The sequence below is a fragment of the Paenibacillus sp. LjRoot153 genome (assembly GCF_964253085.1).
Classification (GTDB): Bacteria; Bacillota; Bacilli; order Paenibacillales; family NBRC-103111; genus Paenibacillus_E.
This window is the reverse complement of sequence record NZ_CAXUQH020000001.1, coordinates 315,421-336,994: the sequence shown is the minus strand read 5'-3', so window position 1 is coordinate 336,994 and position 21,574 is coordinate 315,421. Positions and strand designations below refer to the sequence as shown.

General features: G+C 46.1%; 19 protein-coding genes and 1 other RNA gene. 5 read left to right on the top strand and 15 right to left on the bottom strand.

Going from position 1 to position 21,574, the window contains the following annotated elements:
• Window positions 1-74: 74 nt before the first annotated feature.
• The 4 genes from ACSQ8P_RS01535 to ACSQ8P_RS01520 form a co-directional block, all read right to left on the bottom strand.
• Window positions 75-3,038, bottom strand: coding sequence for a rhamnogalacturonan lyase (locus ACSQ8P_RS01535; protein WP_436233584.1), 2,964 nt, complete (start codon window positions 3,036-3,038; stop codon window positions 75-77).
• A 415-nt stretch (window positions 3,039-3,453) separates the two neighbouring features.
• The gene (locus ACSQ8P_RS01530) at window positions 3,454-3,999 is read right to left on the bottom strand and encodes a hypothetical protein (protein ID WP_436233583.1); all 546 of its coding nucleotides are present in this window, start codon (window positions 3,997-3,999) and stop codon (window positions 3,454-3,456) included.
• Between the two features lie 48 nt (window positions 4,000-4,047).
• Complete coding sequence (locus ACSQ8P_RS01525) at window positions 4,048-5,274, bottom strand: TerD family protein (RefSeq protein WP_436233582.1); 1,227 nt, start codon at window positions 5,272-5,274, stop codon at window positions 4,048-4,050.
• A 79-nt stretch (window positions 5,275-5,353) separates the two neighbouring features.
• Complete coding sequence (locus ACSQ8P_RS01520) at window positions 5,354-5,929, bottom strand: TerD family protein (RefSeq protein ID WP_436233581.1); 576 nt, start codon at window positions 5,927-5,929, stop codon at window positions 5,354-5,356.
• A gap of 262 nt (window positions 5,930-6,191) precedes the next feature.
• Between ACSQ8P_RS01520 and ACSQ8P_RS01515 the strand changes: the two genes are divergently transcribed.
• A complete protein-coding gene (locus ACSQ8P_RS01515; RefSeq protein ID WP_436233580.1) occupies window positions 6,192-6,752 on the top strand; it encodes a general stress protein in 561 nt (186 codons plus the stop codon).
• 592 nt (window positions 6,753-7,344) lie between these two features.
• Here the strand turns inward: ACSQ8P_RS01515 and ACSQ8P_RS01510 are convergent.
• From ACSQ8P_RS01510 to sigJ, 3 genes are all read right to left on the bottom strand, one after another.
• Window positions 7,345-7,716, bottom strand: a complete 372-nt coding sequence (locus ACSQ8P_RS01510) for a GNAT family N-acetyltransferase (RefSeq protein WP_436233579.1) — start codon at window positions 7,714-7,716, stop codon at window positions 7,345-7,347.
• Between the two features lie 202 nt (window positions 7,717-7,918).
• Window positions 7,919-8,581, bottom strand: a complete 663-nt coding sequence (locus ACSQ8P_RS01505; protein WP_436233578.1) for a hypothetical protein — start codon at window positions 8,579-8,581, stop codon at window positions 7,919-7,921.
• Between the two features lie 176 nt (window positions 8,582-8,757).
• A complete protein-coding gene (gene sigJ / locus ACSQ8P_RS01500) occupies window positions 8,758-9,627 on the bottom strand; it encodes an RNA polymerase sigma factor SigJ (protein ID WP_436233577.1) in 870 nt (289 codons plus the stop codon).
• A gap of 258 nt (window positions 9,628-9,885) precedes the next feature.
• Here sigJ and ACSQ8P_RS01495 point away from each other — a divergent pair, with 258 nt between their 5' ends.
• Genes ACSQ8P_RS01495 through ACSQ8P_RS01485 form a run of 3 tightly spaced genes read left to right on the top strand, consistent with a single transcriptional unit; the run spans window position 9,886 to window position 11,787 of the window.
• Window positions 9,886-10,329, top strand: a complete 444-nt coding sequence (locus tag ACSQ8P_RS01495) for a carboxymuconolactone decarboxylase family protein (RefSeq protein WP_436233576.1) — start codon at window positions 9,886-9,888, stop codon at window positions 10,327-10,329.
• A 28-nt stretch (window positions 10,330-10,357) separates the two neighbouring features.
• Window positions 10,358-11,185, top strand: a complete 828-nt coding sequence (locus tag ACSQ8P_RS01490; RefSeq protein WP_436233575.1) for an MFS transporter — start codon at window positions 10,358-10,360, stop codon at window positions 11,183-11,185.
• Between the two features lie 20 nt (window positions 11,186-11,205).
• Window positions 11,206-11,787, top strand: coding sequence for an MFS transporter (locus tag ACSQ8P_RS01485; protein ID WP_436233574.1), 582 nt, complete (start codon window positions 11,206-11,208; stop codon window positions 11,785-11,787).
• A gap of 283 nt (window positions 11,788-12,070) precedes the next feature.
• Here ACSQ8P_RS01485 and ssrA read toward each other — a convergent pair.
• From ssrA to secG, 5 genes are all read right to left on the bottom strand, one after another.
• Window positions 12,071-12,435, bottom strand: a transfer-messenger RNA (tmRNA) gene (gene ssrA / locus ACSQ8P_RS01480).
• Between the two features lie 165 nt (window positions 12,436-12,600).
• Window positions 12,601-13,083 (bottom strand): SsrA-binding protein SmpB, encoded by a 483-nt coding sequence (smpB, locus tag ACSQ8P_RS01475; protein WP_028555549.1) that lies wholly within the window; start codon window positions 13,081-13,083, stop codon window positions 12,601-12,603.
• 97 nt (window positions 13,084-13,180) lie between these two features.
• A complete protein-coding gene (rnr, locus tag ACSQ8P_RS01470; protein ID WP_436233573.1) occupies window positions 13,181-16,243 on the bottom strand; it encodes a ribonuclease R in 3,063 nt (1,020 codons plus the stop codon).
• A 9-nt stretch (window positions 16,244-16,252) separates the two neighbouring features.
• Window positions 16,253-16,408, bottom strand: coding sequence for a hypothetical protein (locus ACSQ8P_RS01465; protein ID WP_436233572.1), 156 nt, complete (start codon window positions 16,406-16,408; stop codon window positions 16,253-16,255).
• A gap of 129 nt (window positions 16,409-16,537) precedes the next feature.
• On the bottom strand, window positions 16,538-16,774 hold the full coding sequence (gene secG, locus ACSQ8P_RS01460; protein WP_056611230.1) for a preprotein translocase subunit SecG: 237 nt from the start codon (window positions 16,772-16,774) through the stop codon (window positions 16,538-16,540).
• Window positions 16,775-16,974: 200 nt separating this feature from the next.
• Between secG and ACSQ8P_RS01455 the strand changes: the two genes are divergently transcribed.
• On the top strand, window positions 16,975-17,838 hold the full coding sequence (locus ACSQ8P_RS01455) for a hypothetical protein (RefSeq protein ID WP_436233571.1): 864 nt from the start codon (window positions 16,975-16,977) through the stop codon (window positions 17,836-17,838).
• Between the two features lie 66 nt (window positions 17,839-17,904).
• Here ACSQ8P_RS01455 and ACSQ8P_RS01450 read toward each other — a convergent pair whose 3' ends face one another.
• The 3 genes from ACSQ8P_RS01450 to gpmI all read right to left on the bottom strand — a co-directional run bounded on the left by ACSQ8P_RS01450 (window position 17,905) and on the right by gpmI (window position 21,573).
• Window positions 17,905-18,612, bottom strand: coding sequence for a M50 family metallopeptidase (locus tag ACSQ8P_RS01450; RefSeq protein ID WP_436233570.1), 708 nt, complete (start codon window positions 18,610-18,612; stop codon window positions 17,905-17,907).
• Between the two features lie 99 nt (window positions 18,613-18,711).
• Window positions 18,712-20,004: a phosphopyruvate hydratase gene (gene eno / locus ACSQ8P_RS01445; RefSeq protein WP_056611239.1), complete on the bottom strand. Its 1,293-nt coding sequence runs from the start codon at window positions 20,002-20,004 to the stop codon at window positions 18,712-18,714.
• A 30-nt stretch (window positions 20,005-20,034) separates the two neighbouring features.
• Complete coding sequence (gpmI, locus tag ACSQ8P_RS01440; protein ID WP_436233569.1) at window positions 20,035-21,573, bottom strand: 2,3-bisphosphoglycerate-independent phosphoglycerate mutase; 1,539 nt, start codon at window positions 21,571-21,573, stop codon at window positions 20,035-20,037.
• Window position 21,574 lies beyond the last annotated feature (1 nt).

Sequence of the window (21,574 nt, the reverse complement as noted above, 5' to 3'; positions counted from 1 at the left end):
GTTACGCCAAGGAGTAATCATATGTAGACGTTGTAAACAATGAGAAAACCCCGCTCCATGAGCGGGGTTTTCCATCATTCGTGATCTTTTGGATCCTTGGGGTCTTTTGGGTCTTTTGGATCTTTCGGTTTCTTCGGCTTTTTATCATGGTGCTTGTCAGTGTAATCGACTTTAGGCGCTTGCAGTCCGCCTGCCAGAACAGTCTCTTTGATGTCTTCGCCGAGGTAGAAGCTTAAATGCGGCGGCTGATTGTACGCTGTGTTCTGCCATGCGATCCCATTTCTGTAAACCGGGTCATGCATCAGCGTATAAATCCGGTATTCCGTAGGAATCGTCGTGCTGAAGATTCTCAGTTCTGAGCTGTCTGTGGTAGGCAAAAGAACTTCCTCACGCCAGTCTCCTAGGATATCAGCCTGTAAAGTCGGAGTCGCCTTCGTTCCATTATTGCTCACTACGTCTGCAAAGCTTTTCAAAGGCTCAGCTTTCTTCGTGCTAGGATTAAATTTCGTAATCGATGTATTGTCCAGCAACTCATTTAATAAATCCCCATCCCAGAGAAGAGAGAAGTTAACAGATACGCCTGCCGTTCTAAAGCTATCGGCTTCAACCTTCCCCTGTACGTTGTAAATACCTCCGCCCGACGCTGGCGTTGTTCCACCTGTCCCCCAGAACTCAAAGCCTGGGCTTGCAGTAATATTAGCCGCCAAGCCACGTCCTGTATCCACGTAACCATTATAGGACATCAGTGTTTCCCCTGTTGCAGCATCATGGAGCTCTACCGATGCAACGGATGGGACTTCATGTACCGCCATGACCTGCAAACCTTCACGAGCTGGATCAAACGCCCCTACATGAAGCGCGTCACCATGTGAACCCTGTTCACGCTGCATCTCACCATCCATTTCATACAGAATGCTGCCGTCCTGATCCAGCGTCAACGATCCTGCGATAATTTCGTCGAAACCATCATTATCAACATCCGCTGTGGCCAGATTGTGGAATCCTAAGCCTGCCCCTCTCCCCGCTTGAGCGGAGTCGAAGGTCCACTCTTCTTTGAGCTTGCCATGCACTAAGCTATAGGCCACATACGTTGTCCGTTCATAATAGCCTCTGCCATAAATGGCACTCGGTTTCTTACCGTCCAAATATGCCAATCCTGCAAGGAAACGATCCGAACGGTTATGCCAAGTGTCTCCCCAGGAAGCTACATCACCCAGTGGAAATGCATAATCAATGGTATCGATTTCCTTACCCGTTTCACCTTTGAACACAGAAATGTACTCAGGTCCACCGAAAATATGGCCAAACTCATTCACCCATTTGCCATTATCCGCGGCATTGCCAATGACGCTAATCACTTTGCTGCTATCGAATTTCCCATCGGTTACCCCATAGACGGTCGTAGCATCTGCCGTTTTAATGAGGAACTCGCTTTTGCCATCCCCATCATAATCCGCGATAATAAATTGATGATAATGGGCTCCTGATGTGAGGTTAAGCCCCATATTCATCCGCCACAATAGTGTCCCGTCCATTTTATAAGCATCAAAAATCGTCGGCCCCGTCATCGCGTTTTGTGAGCTGTCAATGGCGTTGGAAGGGTACCATTTCACGATAACCTCATACTCCCCATCACCGTCCAAATCACCTACACCAGCGTCATTGACACTATACGTGTAGCTGCCTGTGGCCGTAGTTCCTCCTTCAGGCTTTTGCATAGGGATGGAAAGATAGTCGTTAGCTGCCGCTGTCGTTTCTTCCTTATCCGTTCGCGCCCCTTTAACTAGGGTCTCCACTTCGTAGGCGTCACCAGGGACGCCAGCTGTATCCACATAATTGGTAACAGACAATGGTGACGTATTCAGCTTTTGCCCATTACGGTAAATATTGAATGTCACATCGCGCTCATACTCATCTGCAAGCAGACGCCAGCTCACGAATATGCCCTCATTTGATTTTAAAGCGATAACACCTCTGTCCAGCCACTCTGTCTGTCTTGCCGTATCTGGCGGTGTAAGACGGTTGTATACATATTGGGTTGCATATCTGCCAAAACCGTTCTCCAAACTCGCAGGAACTGCAAGTTCACCCTTAAACGTGTAAACGCCAGCTTCTTGAGGATTCCATGGCTTGCCAACGCTAACCCATGAACTTACAGGCACGGTTACCTTACTATTATTTGCAATAGTAACGCTAACCGATTGTGGTAACCCAATGGAATGGATATCCGACGTAGTTTGATCTACATACACAGTGTGATAGGATAATTTATCTACTTTCGTAATTCGATTATCCGGAATAGGCTTATGATAAACACCAAAGTTATCAAGGTATGTCGTCCAAGCAATATTATTGCCAGAGGTCCGCATGCCCACCAATTTAACCGAAGCGACTGAACCGTCAAAAGCTACACCATTCAACGATGACGTGAATTCTTGACTTGTACCCGCAGCTTTGTCGGTTAGCTTAAATTTGACGACCTCATTTTCCACATCAAGATTAATCCCTACCTTATACCACGCTTGAGGATTCGTAATACCCGTACTAGCGGCAGGCTGCTTACCTGCAAAATATTGCAAAGGTGCATGATTGGTATTGTTTAATGTAAATACCGTATTGCCAGTGCTATCGAGGATTCTAAACTCCCCGCCGTTTTCACTAGGGTTGCTCGCAGCTTTATCATTAACTTTGCCAGGATACCAATCAAATTCAACGAGAATTTGGCTGCCTTTAACCGAAGTACCGAAGTTCTTGGTCGCTACGCGCCCCCCGCTTTGGTTCGTCTGGGTGAACTGCAGCATCGGGGTGTTATTCCCCATCACTTCATATGTATTAATCGATACCGTAGCATTCGCTGTTACAAATCCCCAATTGACGGGATCAGGTGCGACTGAATCGCCGAAATCACTATAATAAACACTATCCAGTTCGTCCCCATTGTTACCCACAGCGGCAGACGCCACCAACCAGTTCGGTATTAAGAGAGCGCTTGCAAGAAGTATCGAAACGACTTTTTTCCATTGCCTGCTATTTCGCATTTTTTTAATTTCACTCCTTCTGTTTGAGCTGCGAGCGGATCTTGATAACTCTCGGAAATTCCTCATCGTGCAAGGTTTTGCATATGCTGAGAATCACTTTCTGCCATTGTTCAGAACTGCTCTTTCTTCCCCTCCCCGCCAAACAGAATCCATAACGATGACCCATACAGCTCATACCTGTTGGTACGATTGGCCCGTGTACTAAGTGTAGGACTTGGCTGGTTACGCCGTCTATTAGACATTTTTTCAAAAAGGGAATTCTCTTGTAAGATACCATTTGGCAGATATATGACATTTTTGACTAAACTTCTCTTTTCTTGCTCCCGTATGTAAAGAGGTGATAAAAACACGAAAAAATAGACCTCCTTGACCACTTTGTGGCAGGTGAGGTCTATTTCCTAATAACTCATCTCGACTACTTGGTCTTCGTAAGCTCGATCATCTTACCTTGTGACTCCTTGAATATACGTAGCAGGGATTGCACCTTATCAAACTCATAATCTCCAGGACCATAGTTGTCCATAAACATTTTCTTCAACAAATCTGCGTAAAAGGTAACTCTTTGCTCAAGCAAATCATGCTCGATCTGGATAATTTCCTCAATGGAATGATTGCCAATAAATTCTTCTGTTTCATCAATAGGATCTTCCCGTCTGCCCCCTCTACGCTCGGCAGGATTTAATCCTTCAGGCTCTCTCGATGGATCCAATTCAATCGATGTTCTTAAACTCGACAAAGCAATGTTTTCTTTGGCAAGCATGATTTGAAAATATTTATTTTTGAATAAATCAATGATGACGAGTTTGCATAACTCGCGATTTTGAAGGAGCATTCCGTCAAAGGGGTGGATTGTCCAATAACCATTTTTCAGAAAAAGATTTAACTTGAACAGTTCGCTGCCATAGATATATTCGATGTTAATATTAGAATCTGACATGATTTCAAAAGAGAATTCTAACATGGACGGAACCTCCCAGAACGATACCCTTTTCGTAGGTCATGACTTGACTTATTTGCTTCCTACAACCCATCTTAACCCCCAGTTATAGGCTTGATCCATTTCGGGATGTCCCTTAAAATGCCGTACGATTCGTTCAATACTCAACGTTTCATCTTTCACATTTTGAATCAAAGCGATGGCACACATCGGGAGATCGTTGTCGTGCTCATCGAGTTTAACAATGACGTCAGGTCCGCCATTTTGTTTAATCGTGACAAGGCCATCCGCCTCTGACCATCTCGACACACCCTCATAAATGAAGGTGAAAATGAGTATCCGTTTGAAATTTGCAAGCTTGGTTCCATTAATGCGAATGTTCTCTCCGGTTTTAACCGAACCTGTTCGATCATCACCATCAAGAGCTATATAAGGTTCACGCGTAAGGGATCCAAATGTATTTCCTAGCGCCTGAATTAACCCTTTTCTGCCATCCTTAAGTTCATAGAGACAGGCTAAATCAAGATCGATCCCGCTAGATGATTCCCCCCAGAAGCCACGGTTGCTTGCTGGTTGTTGATTCCAATTCAGGTTGATTAAGATTTCCCCTAGACCGCCCGATTTCTTCTCGAGGTTAATCTTATCCCCCTTTTTCGTTAATTCAATTTTGGAAAGATTAATCTGTAGCCCCTTTTCCGGTTTCGGTTCAGGCGGTGCAACTAGAAATTCTTGAGCTTTTACCGTTGGCTGATCATTTTTTACAACAACACCATAGCTCTCACAAAGTGCTTTAAGGCCACCCGCGTATCCAGCACCGATTGCATGGAACTTCCACTCACCGTTGTATCTATATAATTCTCCTATAACAATCGACGATTCTATGGAGAAATGATTTCCCAAGTCATATCGAAGTATTTCTTGCCCTGATGCTTGATTTATGAAACGGATATAGACGTTATTGACCGTACTAAAATTTTGTCGTTTGGCTTCGCTTTCATAGATAGTCAGCGTAAACGCCATCTTGTCTACTGCGGGTAGAACCGTATTCAACTCGATCTGAAGTTCTCTTTCATTCGCTGATTTCTCTTTGTATGTAATAAATCTATTGCTCGAGTTTCCGTAAAATATGAGATCTTCATCACCCTGAACCTTACCGTTCTGCGCAAGTAAAAAGGCCGAAGCATCAAGCTCCATGTGATCGGGCGCATGCCAGCCAATACATACAGTCAACTTGGAAAGGTTGGGATGCACTTTCGTTAAATCTGCCTTCTGCCCTTTGACAACTGCTACGACGGCCATGTTGACTTCACCCTTCTTTGTAAGAGATGTAAACCTAAGGGTGGCAACCAGAAGGCAACCACCCTATACAAGCCAATCTCTAGCTCAATCCATAGTTCGTAACTAGCGCAGCCAAACCACCTGCGAAACCACTACCTACTGCCTGGAATTTCCAGTCACTTCCATATCGATAAAACTCACAGAAGACCACTGCTGTTTCAATGGAAAACTCTTCACCCAAATCATAACGAAGAATCTCATTCTTATTCGCTTCATTTACTACCCTTACGAATGCGTGACTAACTTGTCCGAAATTTTGACCGCGTTGTTGTGCATCATGTATCGTGACCGTAATCCCTATCCGACTGATGGCTGCTGGTACTTTAGTGAAATCGATCAAGATTTTTTCATCATCACCATCACCTTCACCCGTACGATTGTCTCCTGTGTGAACAACAGCGCCGTCATAGGCTTTGAGGTTATTATAAAAAACGAAATCTGCAGCTGATTTGGCTTTACCGTCTTCTTGAAGAAGAAACGCAGAGGCATCAAGATCGAAATCTCCACCGCCATTATATTTATTGGTATCCCAGCCAAGTCCTACAATGATTTTGGTTAGACCTGGGTTCGTTTTGGTTAGGTCAATGCGTTGACCTTTGGATAAATCAATCGACATGGTTATCTCACCTTTCAGATAAAATAATGGACATTCCTCATCGCTTCCTAAAGCTAGTATATAGGTTTGTGTGTAGAGATCGCAATGATTGCACTTTTAAAAATCACCTATAGAGATAGAAAGAAACACCCACGGTCGAAAATTAAGTTTTTCACTTCGATCCAATAAAAGTTGTTTAATAATAGGGTATTTGGGGTAAGTAACCATATGCCACAGTCGCCTGAGCGGCTTGCTAACACTCAACTTTCCAGGAGGGATTACCATGAGCAAACATATTATCGGCGTATTCAACACGGAAGAGGAAGCGATTCGCGTTATCAACCAATTGAAGGCAGAGGGATATCACTCGGAGGAACTCTCAGTAGTGGGCCGCAACCGCGGTGATCTGGACCACATCGAAGAAGCGACCGCGACCAAAGCGGAAGAAGGCCTTGCAACAGGCGCTGCGACAGGAGGCGTACTGGGCGGGGTGACGGGGCTGCTCGTGAGCATCGGCGCTTTGGCGATTCCCGGGCTGGGTCCCATCCTTGTAGCAGGTCCAATCGTTGCGACCCTAACAGGTGCAGCTGTCGGGGCAAGTGCAGGTGGACTGGTCGGCGGCTTGATCGGACTCGGTATCCCCGAGAAAGACGCGATGCTTTATGACGAATATGTTCAAAATGGCAAAGTGCTCGTGCTCGTAGACGGCGACACCGAACGCGCCAATATGGCGTATCGGATTTTTCGCGACCACAAGTCGCTCAATGCGGATACATATAGCCCAGACTACGGGTACGTAAGCAGCACAGACAGCGCCAACAACCGCTATCGCAATAACTTTTAAAGCCGGCGCTGTGCCTGACATATCATCAGGATGGAATGCCGATAGCATAACATGTACACAGCTAAGACCTGCAAGAGGCTGTCTCAAAAGTCAATTTAGACTTTTGGAAACAGCCTCTTTTTTCGTTAATGACCGATGAGTAATAAACCTGCTTCCCACAATCTAACTGGATTTTCTCCATCTATTTGAAGCGGATTTCTCGAATTCGAAAGATTAACTGTATTTCCTGTAGTTAAATTCCTTCGATTTGCTCGATTCTTTAAATTTCATACAAATTAAATGTATTTTTTCCATTTAATTACGAAAGTAAGTCTAATTCGAGCAAATTAGCTGTAGTTTATACATCTAAACATGAATCGGCAGCCACCTTGCGTTCGCAAGCCACAATCCAACCTCAAACCAGCCATACCCTATATAGGGATCTTTGGTCGGAGACCAAAGATTCGATGATAAATCAGCAATAATGACCTAATCATCTGCGTGTGACTGCAGAGTTCAGCAACTATGAAGATTTACCCCAAGTCATCCTGAATCCATAAAAAATACAAGCAGGCCTGCATCCTGTCGGACGCTAGCCTGCTTGTGTCGATCCCTATGGATTCATTATGGCGCTGCCTGAGCTATACGTGTCGGAGAACTCGCTCGCCGATTTATCATTATCCCAAACATCGGCATACGTGGCGTTTTTCTTGAATTCCTCCAACGCGAAGGAGCAGGAAGGGATAATCTTGCGTCCTCTATCGCGGGCTTCGTGGACGACCATGTCCAGGAGTTGTTTACCCAGTTGACGACCACGGTAGCGCGGGTCCACGTAGGTATGATCAATTACCCAGGTATCGGTATCGACCAGCCTGTAAGTAATCTCGCCGATCGTACCTGACAGCGTGCTGAGGATGAAGGCGTTGCCTTGCTTTTGTAGGACAACTTCCTCCTCAGCTTCGTGAAACGTGTTGTTTGCTTCCATAGTGGAACACCTCCTGAAGGATATGATGCTTTTTCTACTTATTACCCTTTAGGAGAGGCGGTGAAACAAAGATCATCGGAATGAAAACCAACTGCGCTACGCGGGTGTACTCCATCCACTCGTTGGCGATGTCGACGGCCCACGCTTGTATTTCATGTCTCTTATAATAGATTCATAGGTAGGAAAGAATAGAAAAGTGTACCTAGTATTTATATGGAATAGTATCTCCAACTGAACCAGCAGCATTGGACGAAGTACCTCCTTCCTTTCTCTGAACATGATAAAGAGTGATTCTTTCACCACTTGCACCTGTCTTATGCCATTTTTCAATAAGCTTAACCTTATAATTTCCGTTGCCTATCTTCTCAACATCAGTGGATCGAGTCACCACATAACCTTCATGTAGTGTTTGGATGACTTTGTTTAACTCATCTGGAAAAAGAGAGTTATACGTTCCTTGGGATGACACTGCAAACTGGGCTGCTTGACTCGCAGAGAACTTAGCATCTTCCTGCTTCCAATATGGGTGATACAGAAGAATGCTAAATAACACAAAGCATAATGGAAAAAGTGAAATGATAGCTAGTGTCTTTCTTGCTCGAAGGTGTTTTTTTAATACTTCATCAACTATGAAAAAAAGTAAAGAAACAACCCCTCCAAATACTAATGTCCTTACATTCATAAACGCTAAACCACCTATTGCACCTAAAAGTATATGTAAGACTCCTGAAAACAACCTCATTATCTTCATATTAGCTTTATTGAGTAAGTTTTCTATTAACACCGACACAGCAATACCATATACAAATACAATTGCGAAGGTATAAAGTGAGTAGATTAACATTCCCAACCAAATATTTGGCAAGGTACCCAAATGTATCATTTTGCAATTCATTATAACCATCTAGAAATGAGAGAAACAAAACGAAATAACTTGAAGAAAAAAAAGCGGAAAGTATTTTTCTTTTTAACAAGATAACTCCCCCTTAATTTTATTCTAGAAGTTCTCCCCCTCCTATTTTCAACTAACACAAATGAAAATTAGTAATGCCCTAGCCGAATTTTATCTGGGTTAATAACGAAATATACATTTTGAAAATGCGAACCCCGCGATTCCATTTCCAGCATAAGCAAAGAAACTGGCGTCTCTTTCTCATAAAACACCACAGCTGGATGCCCGTTCAAGATAGTCATTTTATACGCCAAGTGCGTATACCGCTTGGCGGAAACCCCAACTAAAAAGGACACCACTCTCTCCCTGCCATAGATCGGGTTGATAGCCGTGCTAACTTTCCCGCCGCCATCAGATACCAGTATCGAAGTGTCCCTCAATAATCGAACTAATGTGTGCGAGTCTCCTTTTTGAAACGCAGTCACAAACTGTTCAACGAGCAACGCCTGCTGCCCTTGGCTGACTGGTGTTTTTAAGCGTTCCGGGTCCAGTTTCTTTTTAGCACGACTATAGATTTTACGACAGTTTACCTCTGATTTGTCCAACACTTGGGCAATCTCGGCATACGGATAATCATAAGCCTCCCGCATTACGATAATAGCTCTTTCCAGCGGCTCCAACTGCTCAAGCATAATCATAAAGGCGTACGATAGCGATTCACGCTGCTCCGCCAATTGATTCGGTTGCTGCCAAACTTCGGAGGTTGGTTCCGGTAGCCATGTTCCTGGGTATACCTCCCTCTTCTTCCTAGCTGATTGCAATATATTTAGGCACCTATTCGTCGTAGCACGCGTCAGATACGTCTTCAGATGTTCAATCCGATCCAGCTTGTCGTGAACGTCCAAAAATAGTTCCTGAACAACATCTTCCGCATCCGAAACTGACCCCAGCATATGGTACGCCACGGAATTCAGATATGAATAATAGGTGGCATAGAGCGTTTGGAAATGTATTGTCACAATATTCCCCTTTCTGATCTATCCCCTCCAACATTAAATGAGTGGCGATAGTTTATTTTTATACATGGAAAATAGCTATAGGGATAGACAGATGCAGACCTAGTATATCAGCGGAAAGAAAAATTTTCCATATGTGCAGGTTCGTCAGAAATAGGCTGTTGTGGATTTTTTTTATGCAACAATTTTTTTGTCACGAAAAGTTATCGTCACTTGTCTAGAACACGATAAACCAAAATGATAAGAAACGAGGAGATTATGATGAATACCCGATTTGATTATTACAAAGCCTGTCCTGAAGCAACAGAAACGATGTTAAAGCTAGAAGAGTTTGTTAAAAGCAACGGATTAGATGCAAAGTTATACGAGTTAATCAAGCTGCGGTCGTCTCAGATAAACGGCTGTTCTTACTGCATTGACTCTCATACGAAAAACTTACTGAAGCTAGGCGAGACGGATCAGCGTCTCTATTTGCTTCCAGTATGGAGAGAGGTCGCTTTTTATACTGAGAGGGAGTGTGCCGTATTGGCATTAACCGAAGCAGTGACTCTAATCGCAGATGCAGGTGTACCGGATGAAGTGTATGAACAGGTGATAAAAGAATTTGATGAGCGACAATTCATGGTGCTGCTTATGGCCATAAACACCATTAATAGTTGGAATCGAATTGGCATAGCGACACGATTGCTGCCAAATCGGAAATAGAGGCTATGTGAAGGAAAGGATGATCCGAATGGATGCGGTACAGACGACCACTCCGGTTCACAACCGCAGCATTGTTTTGCTTTTTATTTGCTTTGGTATCTTTATGGTTTACTTGGATTCGATGATTGTTAATGTCGCTCTTCCCTCGATCCGCAGTGATCTGCAGGTCGGCATCTCCAGTTTACAGTGGGTCATTGACGCTTATACGATTACCTTCGCCTGCCTTCTACTGACTGCTGGGAACCTGGGGGATATTTATGGTCATAAGAGAATTTTTATTACTGGACTGGTGGGGTTTACCTTAGCTTCACTGGTCTGCGTACTTGCCCCTTCGATTAGTATTCTCTTGTTGGGAAGAGCTCTGCAAGGAATTATGGGGTCCATGATGATTCTCGTCTCATTGGCGATCATTCGAGGGATCTATCACGATTCTACTGCAAGAGCGAGGGCGATTGGCATTTGGGCAGGTGTAGGAGGATTGGCTTTAGCGGTTGAACCTGTTGTGGGAGGCCTGCTGGTCGAGCATTTCGGCTGGCAGAGTATCTTTTGGATCAACATACCATTAGGATTCATTGCAGCAATCGTTCTAGTCTTAGTTTTAAAAGAAACAGGGACGATACGAAAGCAGAAACATGATCTGCCTGGACAAATCTTATTTATTGTTGGAATTGCTGCTCTCACCTTTGCCTGCATTGAGGGTAATTCCCTAGGCTGGATTTCTATACCTATCCTGCTTTCTATTGGGGCGTTTATTATTTGTTTCATTCTTTTTGTATGGTGGGAGTTACGATGTGAGGTGCCGCTTATCCCACCTGTTTTTTTCAAAATCGTATTTTCAATGTCGCCTGCTCCGTAAATTACTTTGGATTTTTTGGCATGTATACCGTCATTTTTCTATTAACGTTATACCTTCAAAACATTAATCATTATTCTGCACTTGGGACCGGTATCCGATTTCTACCTCTAACAATCAGTATTATGGTGGCCTCCTTCGTAGGTAGTACAGTCGCTTCCCGCTTCGGATACCTGAAGCTAATTATTTGGGGAACCTTCCTAGTAGGCGTCGGTGTCCTCTCCCTTACTGCACTCATGGAGGGGAGCGGTTATCTTACGTATTGCTGGGCCCTTGCACTCGTCGGTATCGGTGTATCATTCATAGGAGCCGCTTCAACTATAGCTCTGATCGAAGCGGTTCCTCCTGAACCTGTTGGCGCTGCATATGGTGTCACGAACACGTTTCGCCAATTAAGCGCGGTTTTTAGTGTCGCCTTATCCGGCACATTGATATCACAACGCACTGACTCATCTAGTCTTGAACTTATGCCAGAGATGTTCCTCCAAGGGTTTAAGTATTCACTATATTTGGCAGGTTTTGCGAGTATAATTGCGGGAACTTGTGCCTTGGTCTTTTTGGGACATCGCGCACGTGCAGCGTTGAAGAGGGAAGTGCCTCAATAAATGGGTATATAGGGGGCAACACCTAATCTCGCCCATACAAGCACAAGAAAAAAGCACCCTCAAAGGGTGCTTTTTCTGTACTAGTATGGAGGTGAGGGGAGTATTGAAATGTCCATCTAACCTACTATCGAAGCCTACTCACCGATGACTACCCTAGCGGTACATTTCAATGCCGTGCTCCCTCCGCTTACGCTACGGTCTGCGCGGGCGAACCCTCGAGGGGTTCAACTCCCGTTCCATACATACAAAAGAAAAAGCACCCTCAACGGGTGCTTTCTTCTTTGTATGGAGGTGAGGGGAGTCGAACCCCTGTCCGAAAATATTGCCACACAGGCATCTACGGGTGTAGTCACAGTTTTGATGTCACCCGAGCAGCGCCCCGTAACCGGCTATGCGTTGGGTCAGCCTGATTGTCTTCCTACGTCCGACCCCAGGCGGAGACCAAACGTCGTATCCCACTATAGTTGAGCCCCTATCCCAGTCACATGGGCGATGCTGAGTAGAAGCACGCTAACAGGTTATTAAGCTGCTAAAGCGTAAGGTTGTTGTTGTTTGCCATTTAATAGGCTTTAGCGTTTTATAGTGGACGCGGCCCCACTACCCGCAACCCGCGCTCAAACTATCCCCGTCGAATCCAAGAACACCCCCGGATTGCCTTCGTAACCGTCAGAGACGGTGAAGGTTAAAAGGACAAGCTGTAGAGCCAAGTTACACTTGAAATCTCTTCGTTACAGTTATTAGTATACCATAAGTAGATGAAATATGAACACTAGGTTCATGGAAGATAAGGTGTTACCTTCCAATACATCCAAGCTATCTAGCAATCTTTTGCTTCTCACGCAATGCGCGTTGAATATCGCGTTGTGCATCTTTCTTGGCAGCAGACTCACGCTTGTCGTATTGTTTCTTCCCTTTACCAATGCCAATAAGAAGCTTCGCGTAGCCATTTCGGATGTACACCTTCAGTGGAACGACGGTATACCCTTCTTGCTTAGCCTGGCCTAATATTTTGGCGATTTGCACTTTCTTCAGAAGCAATTTCCGCGTCCGTGTAGGATCTTCCGGATTGCTGCGATTACCTTGTTCGAAAGGGCTAATATGCATATTGTGTACAAAAGCCTCGCCATTCCGAATCGTCGAAAAGCTGTCGCCAATGTTGGCTTTACCTGCCCGTAAGGACTTGATCTCCGTGCCGGTCAGGACAAGACCGCATTCATACGTATCTTCAATGAAATAATCGTGTGAAGCCTTTTTATTCTGGGCGAGTAATTTGCCATCAGCCTTTTTAGTTGCCACGTGAGATCCTCCTCCCGCACGCTAAAATGCAGGTAAATCTTGCTACAATGTGCAACCTATTGTAGCAAGATCAAGCCCGAAAAGCAAGAAGCGGCGACTATCTCCGCCGCTTCTTGCTACCATCGCCGTCGTCGCTCCGGCGACGACTACCCTTGGCGAGCGCGTTCACGCCGCTCGCCCAATCCATGCCGCTGCGCTCCGCAGCAGCGCCACCGCCACCGCCCGCTTGGGCTTCGCCCCCAAGCGAAACCCCACGGCCACGCTCGCCGCCGCGGCCAACACCACTGTCAGTCCGCCCTGCGCCGACTGACTGCAACCGCTGGCGCAAGCTGCCGCCTTCGCCAATCTTTCCGCCTTTTTCGCGCTTATCGCTCCAAGGCTTAGTACCACCCTTGCCACGACGCGATTTCCCTTGGCCTGCTGCATTGCCTTGGAAAGCTCCACCTTGGCCTTCTCCCACGCCAATACCAGCAATGTGCTCTGCTTTGCCATCTCCACTTCCAGCAAAGCCCTCAGCTCTTCCTTGACCTTGACCCTGACCTCTTCTTCCTTGGCCTTGACCTTGACCTTGAGCTTCACCTTGACCTTGGCCATTTCCTTGCCATTGTCCTTGACCTTGGCCTCGACCTTTGCCCCTAGATCTTCTACGCCCTTGCTCTGTTCCTGCCGCGCCTTCTGTACCACCAGCGCCTTCAGCAGCTCCGCGAGCGGCCATTTCAATCCGCCGCGCCGCACCATTATCGGCACGCCCACGCTTCTTCCCTTGACCTGTCCCAGCGTCTCCACGGTTTACCTGATTCCCAGAAGCATCGCTCTTATTGGTGCTCTCGCCTTGCCCAACCACAGGTTGCGACTTCGCGAAGCCACCCTTCCCTTTGTATCCACCCTTGCCCTTTTCTGACCGGCCTTTACCTTTATCGGCTCTGCTATTTTCCGTCTTACCGCGGAAGCCTTTAAACCCGCCTGCACCTTTGAACTGGCCGCCGCCACCGCGGTTAAAGCCACCCTCTTTGCGAGGTTTCATATCCAGCAATTCAAAATCAATCGTATGATCTTCCATACTCACGCGTGCAACTCGCACCTTAATACTGTCACCAAGCCGATAAATTTTGGAAGTCCGCTCGCCAATTAACGCATGCTGCTTCTCATGATGGTTGTAGTAATCATCCGTCAAATCACTCAAGCGAATTAACCCTTCAACCGTGTTATCCAACTCAATGAACATACCGAAGCCCGTTACGCTCGAGATAATACCCTCGAATTCTTCCCCGACTTTATCCAGCATGTACTGTGCTTTCTTCAGGGCCTCTGTATCACGTTCTGCATCAACAGCAACACGCTCACGCTCGGAGGACTGCTGGGCAATATCGTTCATACGCGAAGCTAAATAATCATGACGTTTATCTGAAAGAGTTCCACCGTTCTCCAACACCTCACGAATAACTCGATGGATAACCAAATCCGGATAACGACGAATCGGTGATGTGAAATGGGAATAAAACTCAGCCGCTAAGCCAAAATGTCCCAAACTCTGTGCATCATACTTAGCCTGCTTCATCGAGCGCAGCATCACTTTGCTAATCACAGTCTCTTCCGGCGATCCCTTGATATCCTCAAGAAGAGCCTGCAAGGAACGCGCATGAATAGCCCCACCTTTACCGCCACGCATCGCATAACCAAAGGTCGTCACGAACTCCATGAAGTTCATCAACTTCTCGGCATCCGGATCTTCATGCACCCGATACAGGAATGGCACTTTCAGCCAAGTGAAATGCTCCGCTACCGTCTCATTCGCGGCTAGCATGAACTCTTCAATCATCATTTCAGCGACAGAGCGCTCTCTTTTGACAATATCGGTTGGCTTACCCTCAGCATCTACAAGGATCTTGGACTCTTCAAAGTCGAAATCAATCGCGCCGCGCTTCATCCGTCTAGAACGAAGCCTAGCTGCTAGTTCTTCCATACGTTTGAAGTCTTCCATTAAATACGCATATTTCTCCACGATTTCTGGCTCTGCCTCGCCTGTCAGCAGCTTGCGTACATTCGTATACGTCATTCGTTCTTTTGTTTTGATTACACTGGTGAAAATCTCATGATTAACAACCTTTAAATCTTGGTCAAATTCCATCTCACAAGACATCGTCAGCCGGTCTACTTGCGGGTTCAACGAACAAATCCCGTTAGATAAACGGTGCGGCAGCATCGGAATCACACGATCGGTCAAATACACGGAGCATCCGCGGTTGTAAGCCTCAATATCAAGTGCCGTACCTTCCCGCACATAGTAGCTTACATCGGCAATATGCACGCCAAGTCGAACGTTACCATTTTCCAACAACTCCACATTTACCGCATCATCCAAATCCTTCGCATCTTCACCATCGATGGTTACAATGGTTTTCGCACGAAGATCACGACGACCTTGCCCGATGATTTCTTCTTCTGTAATCGAATCTGGTGCTGCATCAGCTTCCGCCAGAACTTCTGGCTGGAACGCTTCTGGTAATTGATGTTTGCGTATGATAGCCAAAATATCGACACCTGGATCATCTTTATGACCCAGAATCTCTATCACTTCACCTTCCGCCGCTGATCGTCCCTCTGGGTAGTTCACGATTTTGACAACGACCTTTTGTCCAGAAACTGCTCCCATAAAAGCATGCTGCGGGATAAAAATATCTCTTGTCACCCGTTTATCATCTGCAATGACGAAGGCATACGTATCTTGGCTTTGGAAAACACCAACGATCTGCGAGTTCGCCCGCGTAATCACACGTACAACTTCGCCTTCTAGACGGCCGCCGCCTTGGCTGCGCGATGTGACTTTCACAAATACGATATCACCGTTCATCGCGGTATTCAGGTCGTGCGCATTAATGTATACGTCTGGGTGCTCACGATCCTCAGGAATTAAGAATGCAAAACCCTTCGCATGGGCTTGCAGCTTGCCTCGCACCAAATTCATCCGTTCAGGAACGCCATAACGATCATTTGGGCTTCGTACAATATGACCGCTTTCTTCTAATTGATTGAGCATTTTTATAAAATCTTTAAACTCATTTGCGCTGCCAATCCCGAAATGCTTCTCAAGCTCTTTATAGGACATAGGCTTATACGCCTCTTCTTGCATCAAACTTACGATTTCATTCTCTTTTATCATGTACTCTCTTCACCTTCTTGTTGTTGTTGAGCCAAGCTCTTCGATCGCCGTACCCGATTCCCTCACTCCATAGTATGCCACTTCTAAGGAAAGGATAAACTCAGAGCACATCAGCCTCCCTTGGCTTTCTCGCGCATCCGAATCGGCGTTTTGGTATACGCACATGACTCCTCTTCCTAGATGGAGATTAGTTTCTCCAGCACATGCCCATACCAATCCGTCTATCCTATATACGCGTTTAAAATGAAAAAACAGCAGGAGTATAGTTCTCCTGCTGTTATCGTTTTATGTGTGTTAGCTTTTCACTACGTATGCTACGACAATAGAAAGAATAAAGAATGCAGCAGCAAGACCCATTGTTGCACGGGACAAAAATAGTTCCAAACCACGAGCTTTTTGTTTACCAAATAAGTGCTCTGCGCCACCGGAAATGGCACCGGACAAGCCTGCGCTTTTCCCTTTTTGTAAAAGGACAATCGCGATTAATCCAACCGAAGCTATGATTAACAAAATTTTCATAAAGATTAACATATTAGCACCCCAATTGCCGATTCTTTGCCTTATACAACTAGCATAAGTATTTTAACATAGTTCGTCCAGGAACACAACAAATGCCCGATGTGATGCGACGAACCATTTGTGATTTACTTAGCCCCTCATATCTTTCATCATAGGTAGGCATAATACCCTTAAAATAACAAATCTCTTTTGTCGAAAAGGAGAATATTCTATTGAGTCACAACTCCTATTGGTATATAGGGTTGAGCCTGATCAGTTTATCCCTGCTAGCTTACATATGCTTCAGAAAAAATACGATCCGAAGCTTTTTGCATTTTCTGATCATGGTGCAAATCGCTTACATCATTGAAACTGTCATTTATATTTATTTAGGTAGTTATCAGTATCACCCTAAAATAATCAAAAGCTTCGCTTACTATGATAGCAATATTGGAGCGTTGACCTCCAATATGTTTGCTGTCCCCGCCGCAGCAACCTTCTTAACGACGTTTCAACTGGGCTGGTTTTGGAAAATCGTCTTTATCGGGCTCTTTGCGGGTGTGGAATGGCTGTTCGTCAAGCTGCATATCTATACGCTATACTGGTGGCGAATTGAGTATACCTCCCTTGGGCTTCCTATTTACTTTATGGTAGCCAAACGGATCTATTCTGACCTATTACAACCCCTCAAAGGATGGCTTCACTCGCTATTACTTTTTATGTGTACCGCTCCATTCCTCGGAACCTTCCATATCATCCCGATCATGGTGTTCCAAAACCGATTCTATCATCCTGGCTGGTTTACCGACCCTGCTCACGATACAACCGCCTTTGCAGCCATTTATTATGTATTCGCAACCCTCATCGTCATCACATTGGTGAAGCTCCGATGGAAGCAAGGATGGATCAATCTTTGTATGCTGACAGCATCTTTTTATATCCTAACGCTTGTCCTAAAAAATAGTGAAATACTCGATATTCGCGCGTGGTGGGATCCCTATTATTATGTCTTGTTCCCTCTACTGATTTACGTCATCTCTAAGGCTATCAGTAAGCGTTTATCATTCGGTCCGTCGCAGGCAAGCAATAATACCTGATTAAACAAAACAGCGGCAGCCTAGGACTATGTTCTCAGTCCAGGCTGCCGCTTATTGTGTGCCGACCTAGTCGCGATATGACATTGCGGTAGATCTAGTAGAGCGCTGCGCTCCTTTTTTGCGCCCGAGGAAGGCCTGCACCGCTTGCTTCGCACACCATAGTGCGAACAACGTAAACCCGATCGCCCACACAATGGCGGGTATCCCTGTGTGGTTGGCCAAATTACTCGCATCACCAGCACCCCGGCTGTTTTGCAAAGCATATACGATTAAGGACCCTGGGCCGAATACCGACTCCTCCAGGCATAAGAACGCCAGCAGCAGGTAATAGAAATCGCGCAGCCACTTCGGCGCAAGCGCCAAAGCCAGCACGGTCAAGAGAATAAAACCGAGCAGGAACGTAACGCCAAAGCTGTTCCGTACGAATAGTACGAGTGACAGCGCAGACAGCGCCGTCATCACCTGCAGCCCCAGCCGCTGCTTACCTCTGGCGTAAGCCGAGAACAAAAACCAAGCAAACAGCGAGGCGGTCATATAACCCGCCAGCGAGACTGGGATAATGGCCCATGACTTAGTCATGGACGAGTAAGTGACGCCGCTGTGGTCCCTGTACAGCTCGATGTACATGACTTTGCCGGACAGCGCAAGTGTCGCAACTGCATGCCCGAACTCATGTACCATCGTGTCCAGGTTCCGAAAAAATGAAGAAGGAATCCAGTGCGTGAGCACTGCGGAGCCTATTAGGAACAGGATCGTTTTTACCCAGTTGCTCAAAAGCATAACCTCCATTGCATCAGACGACTTTACCCCATTATACGCCAAAACGGGCAGGTGTAAGCCACCTGCCCGCCATATAGTTACATACGGATCTTATTACTTGAAGTTTCTCAAGTTGTAGAATGCTTTTTTACCAGCGTATTGAGCTACAGTGAACAACTCGTCTTCGATACGAAGAAGTTGGTTGTATTTCGCTACACGGTCCGTACGGGACGGAGCACCTGTTTTGATTTGACCAGCGTTAGTAGCAACAGCGATATCAGCGATTGTGCTGTCTTCGCTCTCACCGGAACGGTGGGAGATAACTGCTGTGTAACCAGCGCGTTTTGCCATTTCGATCGCATCAAAAGTCTCAGTAAGCGTACCGATTTGGTTAACTTTAACCAAGATGGAGTTACCGATGTTTTCTTCGATTCCGCGGGATAGACGCTCCGTGTTCGTAACGAACAAGTCATCACCAACGAGTTGAATTTTGTTACCCAATTTCTCAGTAAGCAATTTCCAACCTTCCCAATCGTCTTCGGAGCAACCATCTTCAACAGTGATGATTGGGTATTTATCAACCCATGCAGCCAAGAAGTCAACCCACTCAGCGGATGTGAAGGATTTGCCTTCGCCTTCAAGGTGATATTTACCATCTTTGAAGAACTCAGTGGAAGCAACGTCCATACCCAAGAATACGTCAACACCTGGTTTGTAACCAGCGTTTTCGATAGCTGTAAGGATTGTAGTGATTGCTTCTTCATTTGATTTGAAGTTAGGAGCGAATCCGCCTTCGTCGCCAACTGCTGTGTTAAGGCCTTTTTCTTTCAATACGGATTTCAAGCTATGGAAAATCTCAGCGCCGATGCGAAGAGCTTCTTTGAATGTTGGAGCGCCAACTGGCAGAACCATGAACTCTTGAACGTCAACGTTGTTGTCGGCATGTGCCCCACCGTTGATGATGTTCATCATTGGAACTGGAAGAGTTTTGGCGTTGAATCCACCAAGGTAAACGTACAATGGCACGTCCAAAGCGTCAGCAGCTGCGCGAGCAACAGCCATGGAAACAGCTAGAATTGCGTTAGCACCCAGTTTAGCTTTGTTAGGAGTACCGTCAAGCTCGATCATTTTGTTGTCGATGCCAACTTGATCAAGTGCGTCTAGACCGATGATTTCAGGAGCGATGATTTCATTTACGTTCTCAACAGCTTTCAGAACGCCTTTACCAAGGTAACGACCTTTGTCACCATCACGAAGCTCAACAGCCTCGTATGCGCCTGTAGAAGCGCCTGAAGGGACGATAGCACGGCCGAATGCGCCGGACTCTAGGTATACTTCTACTTCAACCGTTGGGTTACCGCGGGAATCCAATACTTCGCGTGCGTAAACATCAGAAATAATTGTCATTGTGATAAAACACTCCTTCAATAATATAAGTTATTTTTTTAGAATTGTTGCACCCGTCATTTGCTCTGGTTGCTTCACTTCTAAGAAGTCTAGCATTGTTGGTGCAATATCTGCCAGAATACCGCCGTCTCTTAGTGTAACAGATTTGTCCGTCACAATAAAAGGCACAGGATTCGTTGTATGCGCTGTGTTGCGTGAACCGTCTGCATTCGTAACCACATCCGCGTTGCCGTGATCCGCTGTGATGCAGACTACGCCACCTTTGGCTAGAATCGCTTCGACAACTTTACCAAGACACTCGTCTGTCGCTTCGATCGCTTTTACCGTTGGCTCAAGCAATCCAGAATGACCTACCATGTCAGGGTTCGCGAAGTTCAAAATGATCACGTCATGACGCTCAGCTTCTACTTCTTTCACGACTGCTTCCGCTAATTCGTATGCGCTCATCTCCGGTTGCAAATCGTACGTCGCAACTTTCGGGGAAGGAATCAGAAGGCGAGTTTCACCTGGCAATTCGGCATCCCGACCACCGCTGAAGAAGAAAGTTACATGCGGATACTTCTCAGTCTCAGCAGCGCGAAGCTGCGTTAGACCATTCTGAGCCAACACCTCGCCCAGCGTGTTGTCGAGATCCTTCGGTTTGTAGGCTACGAAACCGTCTACGGACTCGCTAAACAGCGTCAGACACACGTAGTAGAGGTTCTTAGCTACTTTAGGACCACGATCAAAGCCGCGGAAGTCTTCATTCGTGAAGACTTGGGACAGCTGAATCGCACGGTCAGGACGGAAGTTAAAGAAGATTACCGCATCGCCTGATTCTACAAGTCCTACCGGTTTGCCGTCATCACCAACGATAACCGTTGGCATAACGAACTCATCGTAAACGGATTTCTCGTAAGATTCAACGATCGCTTTCATTGGATCCGTGTAGGTTGGTCCATCGCCATACACCATGGCGCGGTAGGATTTCTCCGTACGCTCCCAGCGTTTGTCGCGGTCCATCGCATAATAGCGGCCTTGTACAGTCGCAATTTTGCCTACGCCGACTTCTTTGATTTTATTCAACAGCTGTTCCATGTACCCCTTCGCAGAATCCGGAGCCACGTCGCGGCCATCCAGGAATGCGTGGATGTAGACTTCATTGAACTCTTCTTTCTTCGCTAATTCCAATAGAGCAAACAAATGCTGAATGTGACTGTGCACGCCGCCGTCAGAAAGCAAACCGTACAGGTGAAGCTTCTTGCCGTTTTCTTTGGCATGACGCACAGCGCCTAGAATCGTTTCATTGTCGTAAAATTCACCATCACGAATCGATTTCGAAATCCGTGTCAGATCCTGATACACAGTACGGCCCGCGCCGATGTTCAAGTGTCCTACTTCAGAATTCCCCATCTGCCCTTCTGGCAAACCTACAGCCTCACCGCAAGCAGTGAGGGTTGTATGAGGAAATGTAGACCAGTAACGGTCATAGTTAGGCTTTTTGGCATGAGCAACCGCATTCCCCTGCTCTTCCGAGCGGAGTCCGAAGCCATCGAGAATGATGAGTGCTACCGGTTTCGGTCTGGACATG

Coding starts and splice junctions, on each gene's coding strand:
- ACSQ8P_RS01465 (WP_436233572.1), bottom strand. CDS start 16,408: ATGTGCGTATACCAAAACGCCGATTCGGATGCGCGAGAAAGCCAAGGG.
- secG (WP_056611230.1), bottom strand. CDS start 16,774: ATGTTAATCTTTATGAAAATTTTGTTAATCATAGCTTCGGTTGGATTA.
- ACSQ8P_RS01495 (WP_436233576.1), top strand. CDS start 9,886: ATGAATACCCGATTTGATTATTACAAAGCCTGTCCTGAAGCAACAGAA.
- ACSQ8P_RS01520 (WP_436233581.1), bottom strand. CDS start 5,929: ATGTCGATTGATTTATCCAAAGGTCAACGCATTGACCTAACCAAAACG.
- ACSQ8P_RS01525 (WP_436233582.1), bottom strand. CDS start 5,274: ATGGCCGTCGTAGCAGTTGTCAAAGGGCAGAAGGCAGATTTAACGAAA.
- ACSQ8P_RS01510 (WP_436233579.1), bottom strand. CDS start 7,716: ATGGAAGCAAACAACACGTTTCACGAAGCTGAGGAGGAAGTTGTCCTA.
- ACSQ8P_RS01490 (WP_436233575.1), top strand. CDS start 10,358: ATGGATGCGGTACAGACGACCACTCCGGTTCACAACCGCAGCATTGTT.
- ACSQ8P_RS01535 (WP_436233584.1), bottom strand. CDS start 3,038: ATGCGAAATAGCAGGCAATGGAAAAAAGTCGTTTCGATACTTCTTGCA.
- ACSQ8P_RS01515 (WP_436233580.1), top strand. CDS start 6,192: ATGAGCAAACATATTATCGGCGTATTCAACACGGAAGAGGAAGCGATT.
- gpmI (WP_436233569.1), bottom strand. CDS start 21,573: ATGTCCAGACCGAAACCGGTAGCACTCATCATTCTCGATGGCTTCGGA.
- rnr (WP_436233573.1), bottom strand. CDS start 16,243: ATGATAAAAGAGAATGAAATCGTAAGTTTGATGCAAGAAGAGGCGTAT.
- ACSQ8P_RS01485 (WP_436233574.1), top strand. CDS start 11,206: ATGTATACCGTCATTTTTCTATTAACGTTATACCTTCAAAACATTAAT.
- ACSQ8P_RS01530 (WP_436233583.1), bottom strand. CDS start 3,999: ATGTTAGAATTCTCTTTTGAAATCATGTCAGATTCTAATATTAACATC.
- eno (WP_056611239.1), bottom strand. CDS start 20,004: ATGACAATTATTTCTGATGTTTACGCACGCGAAGTATTGGATTCCCGC.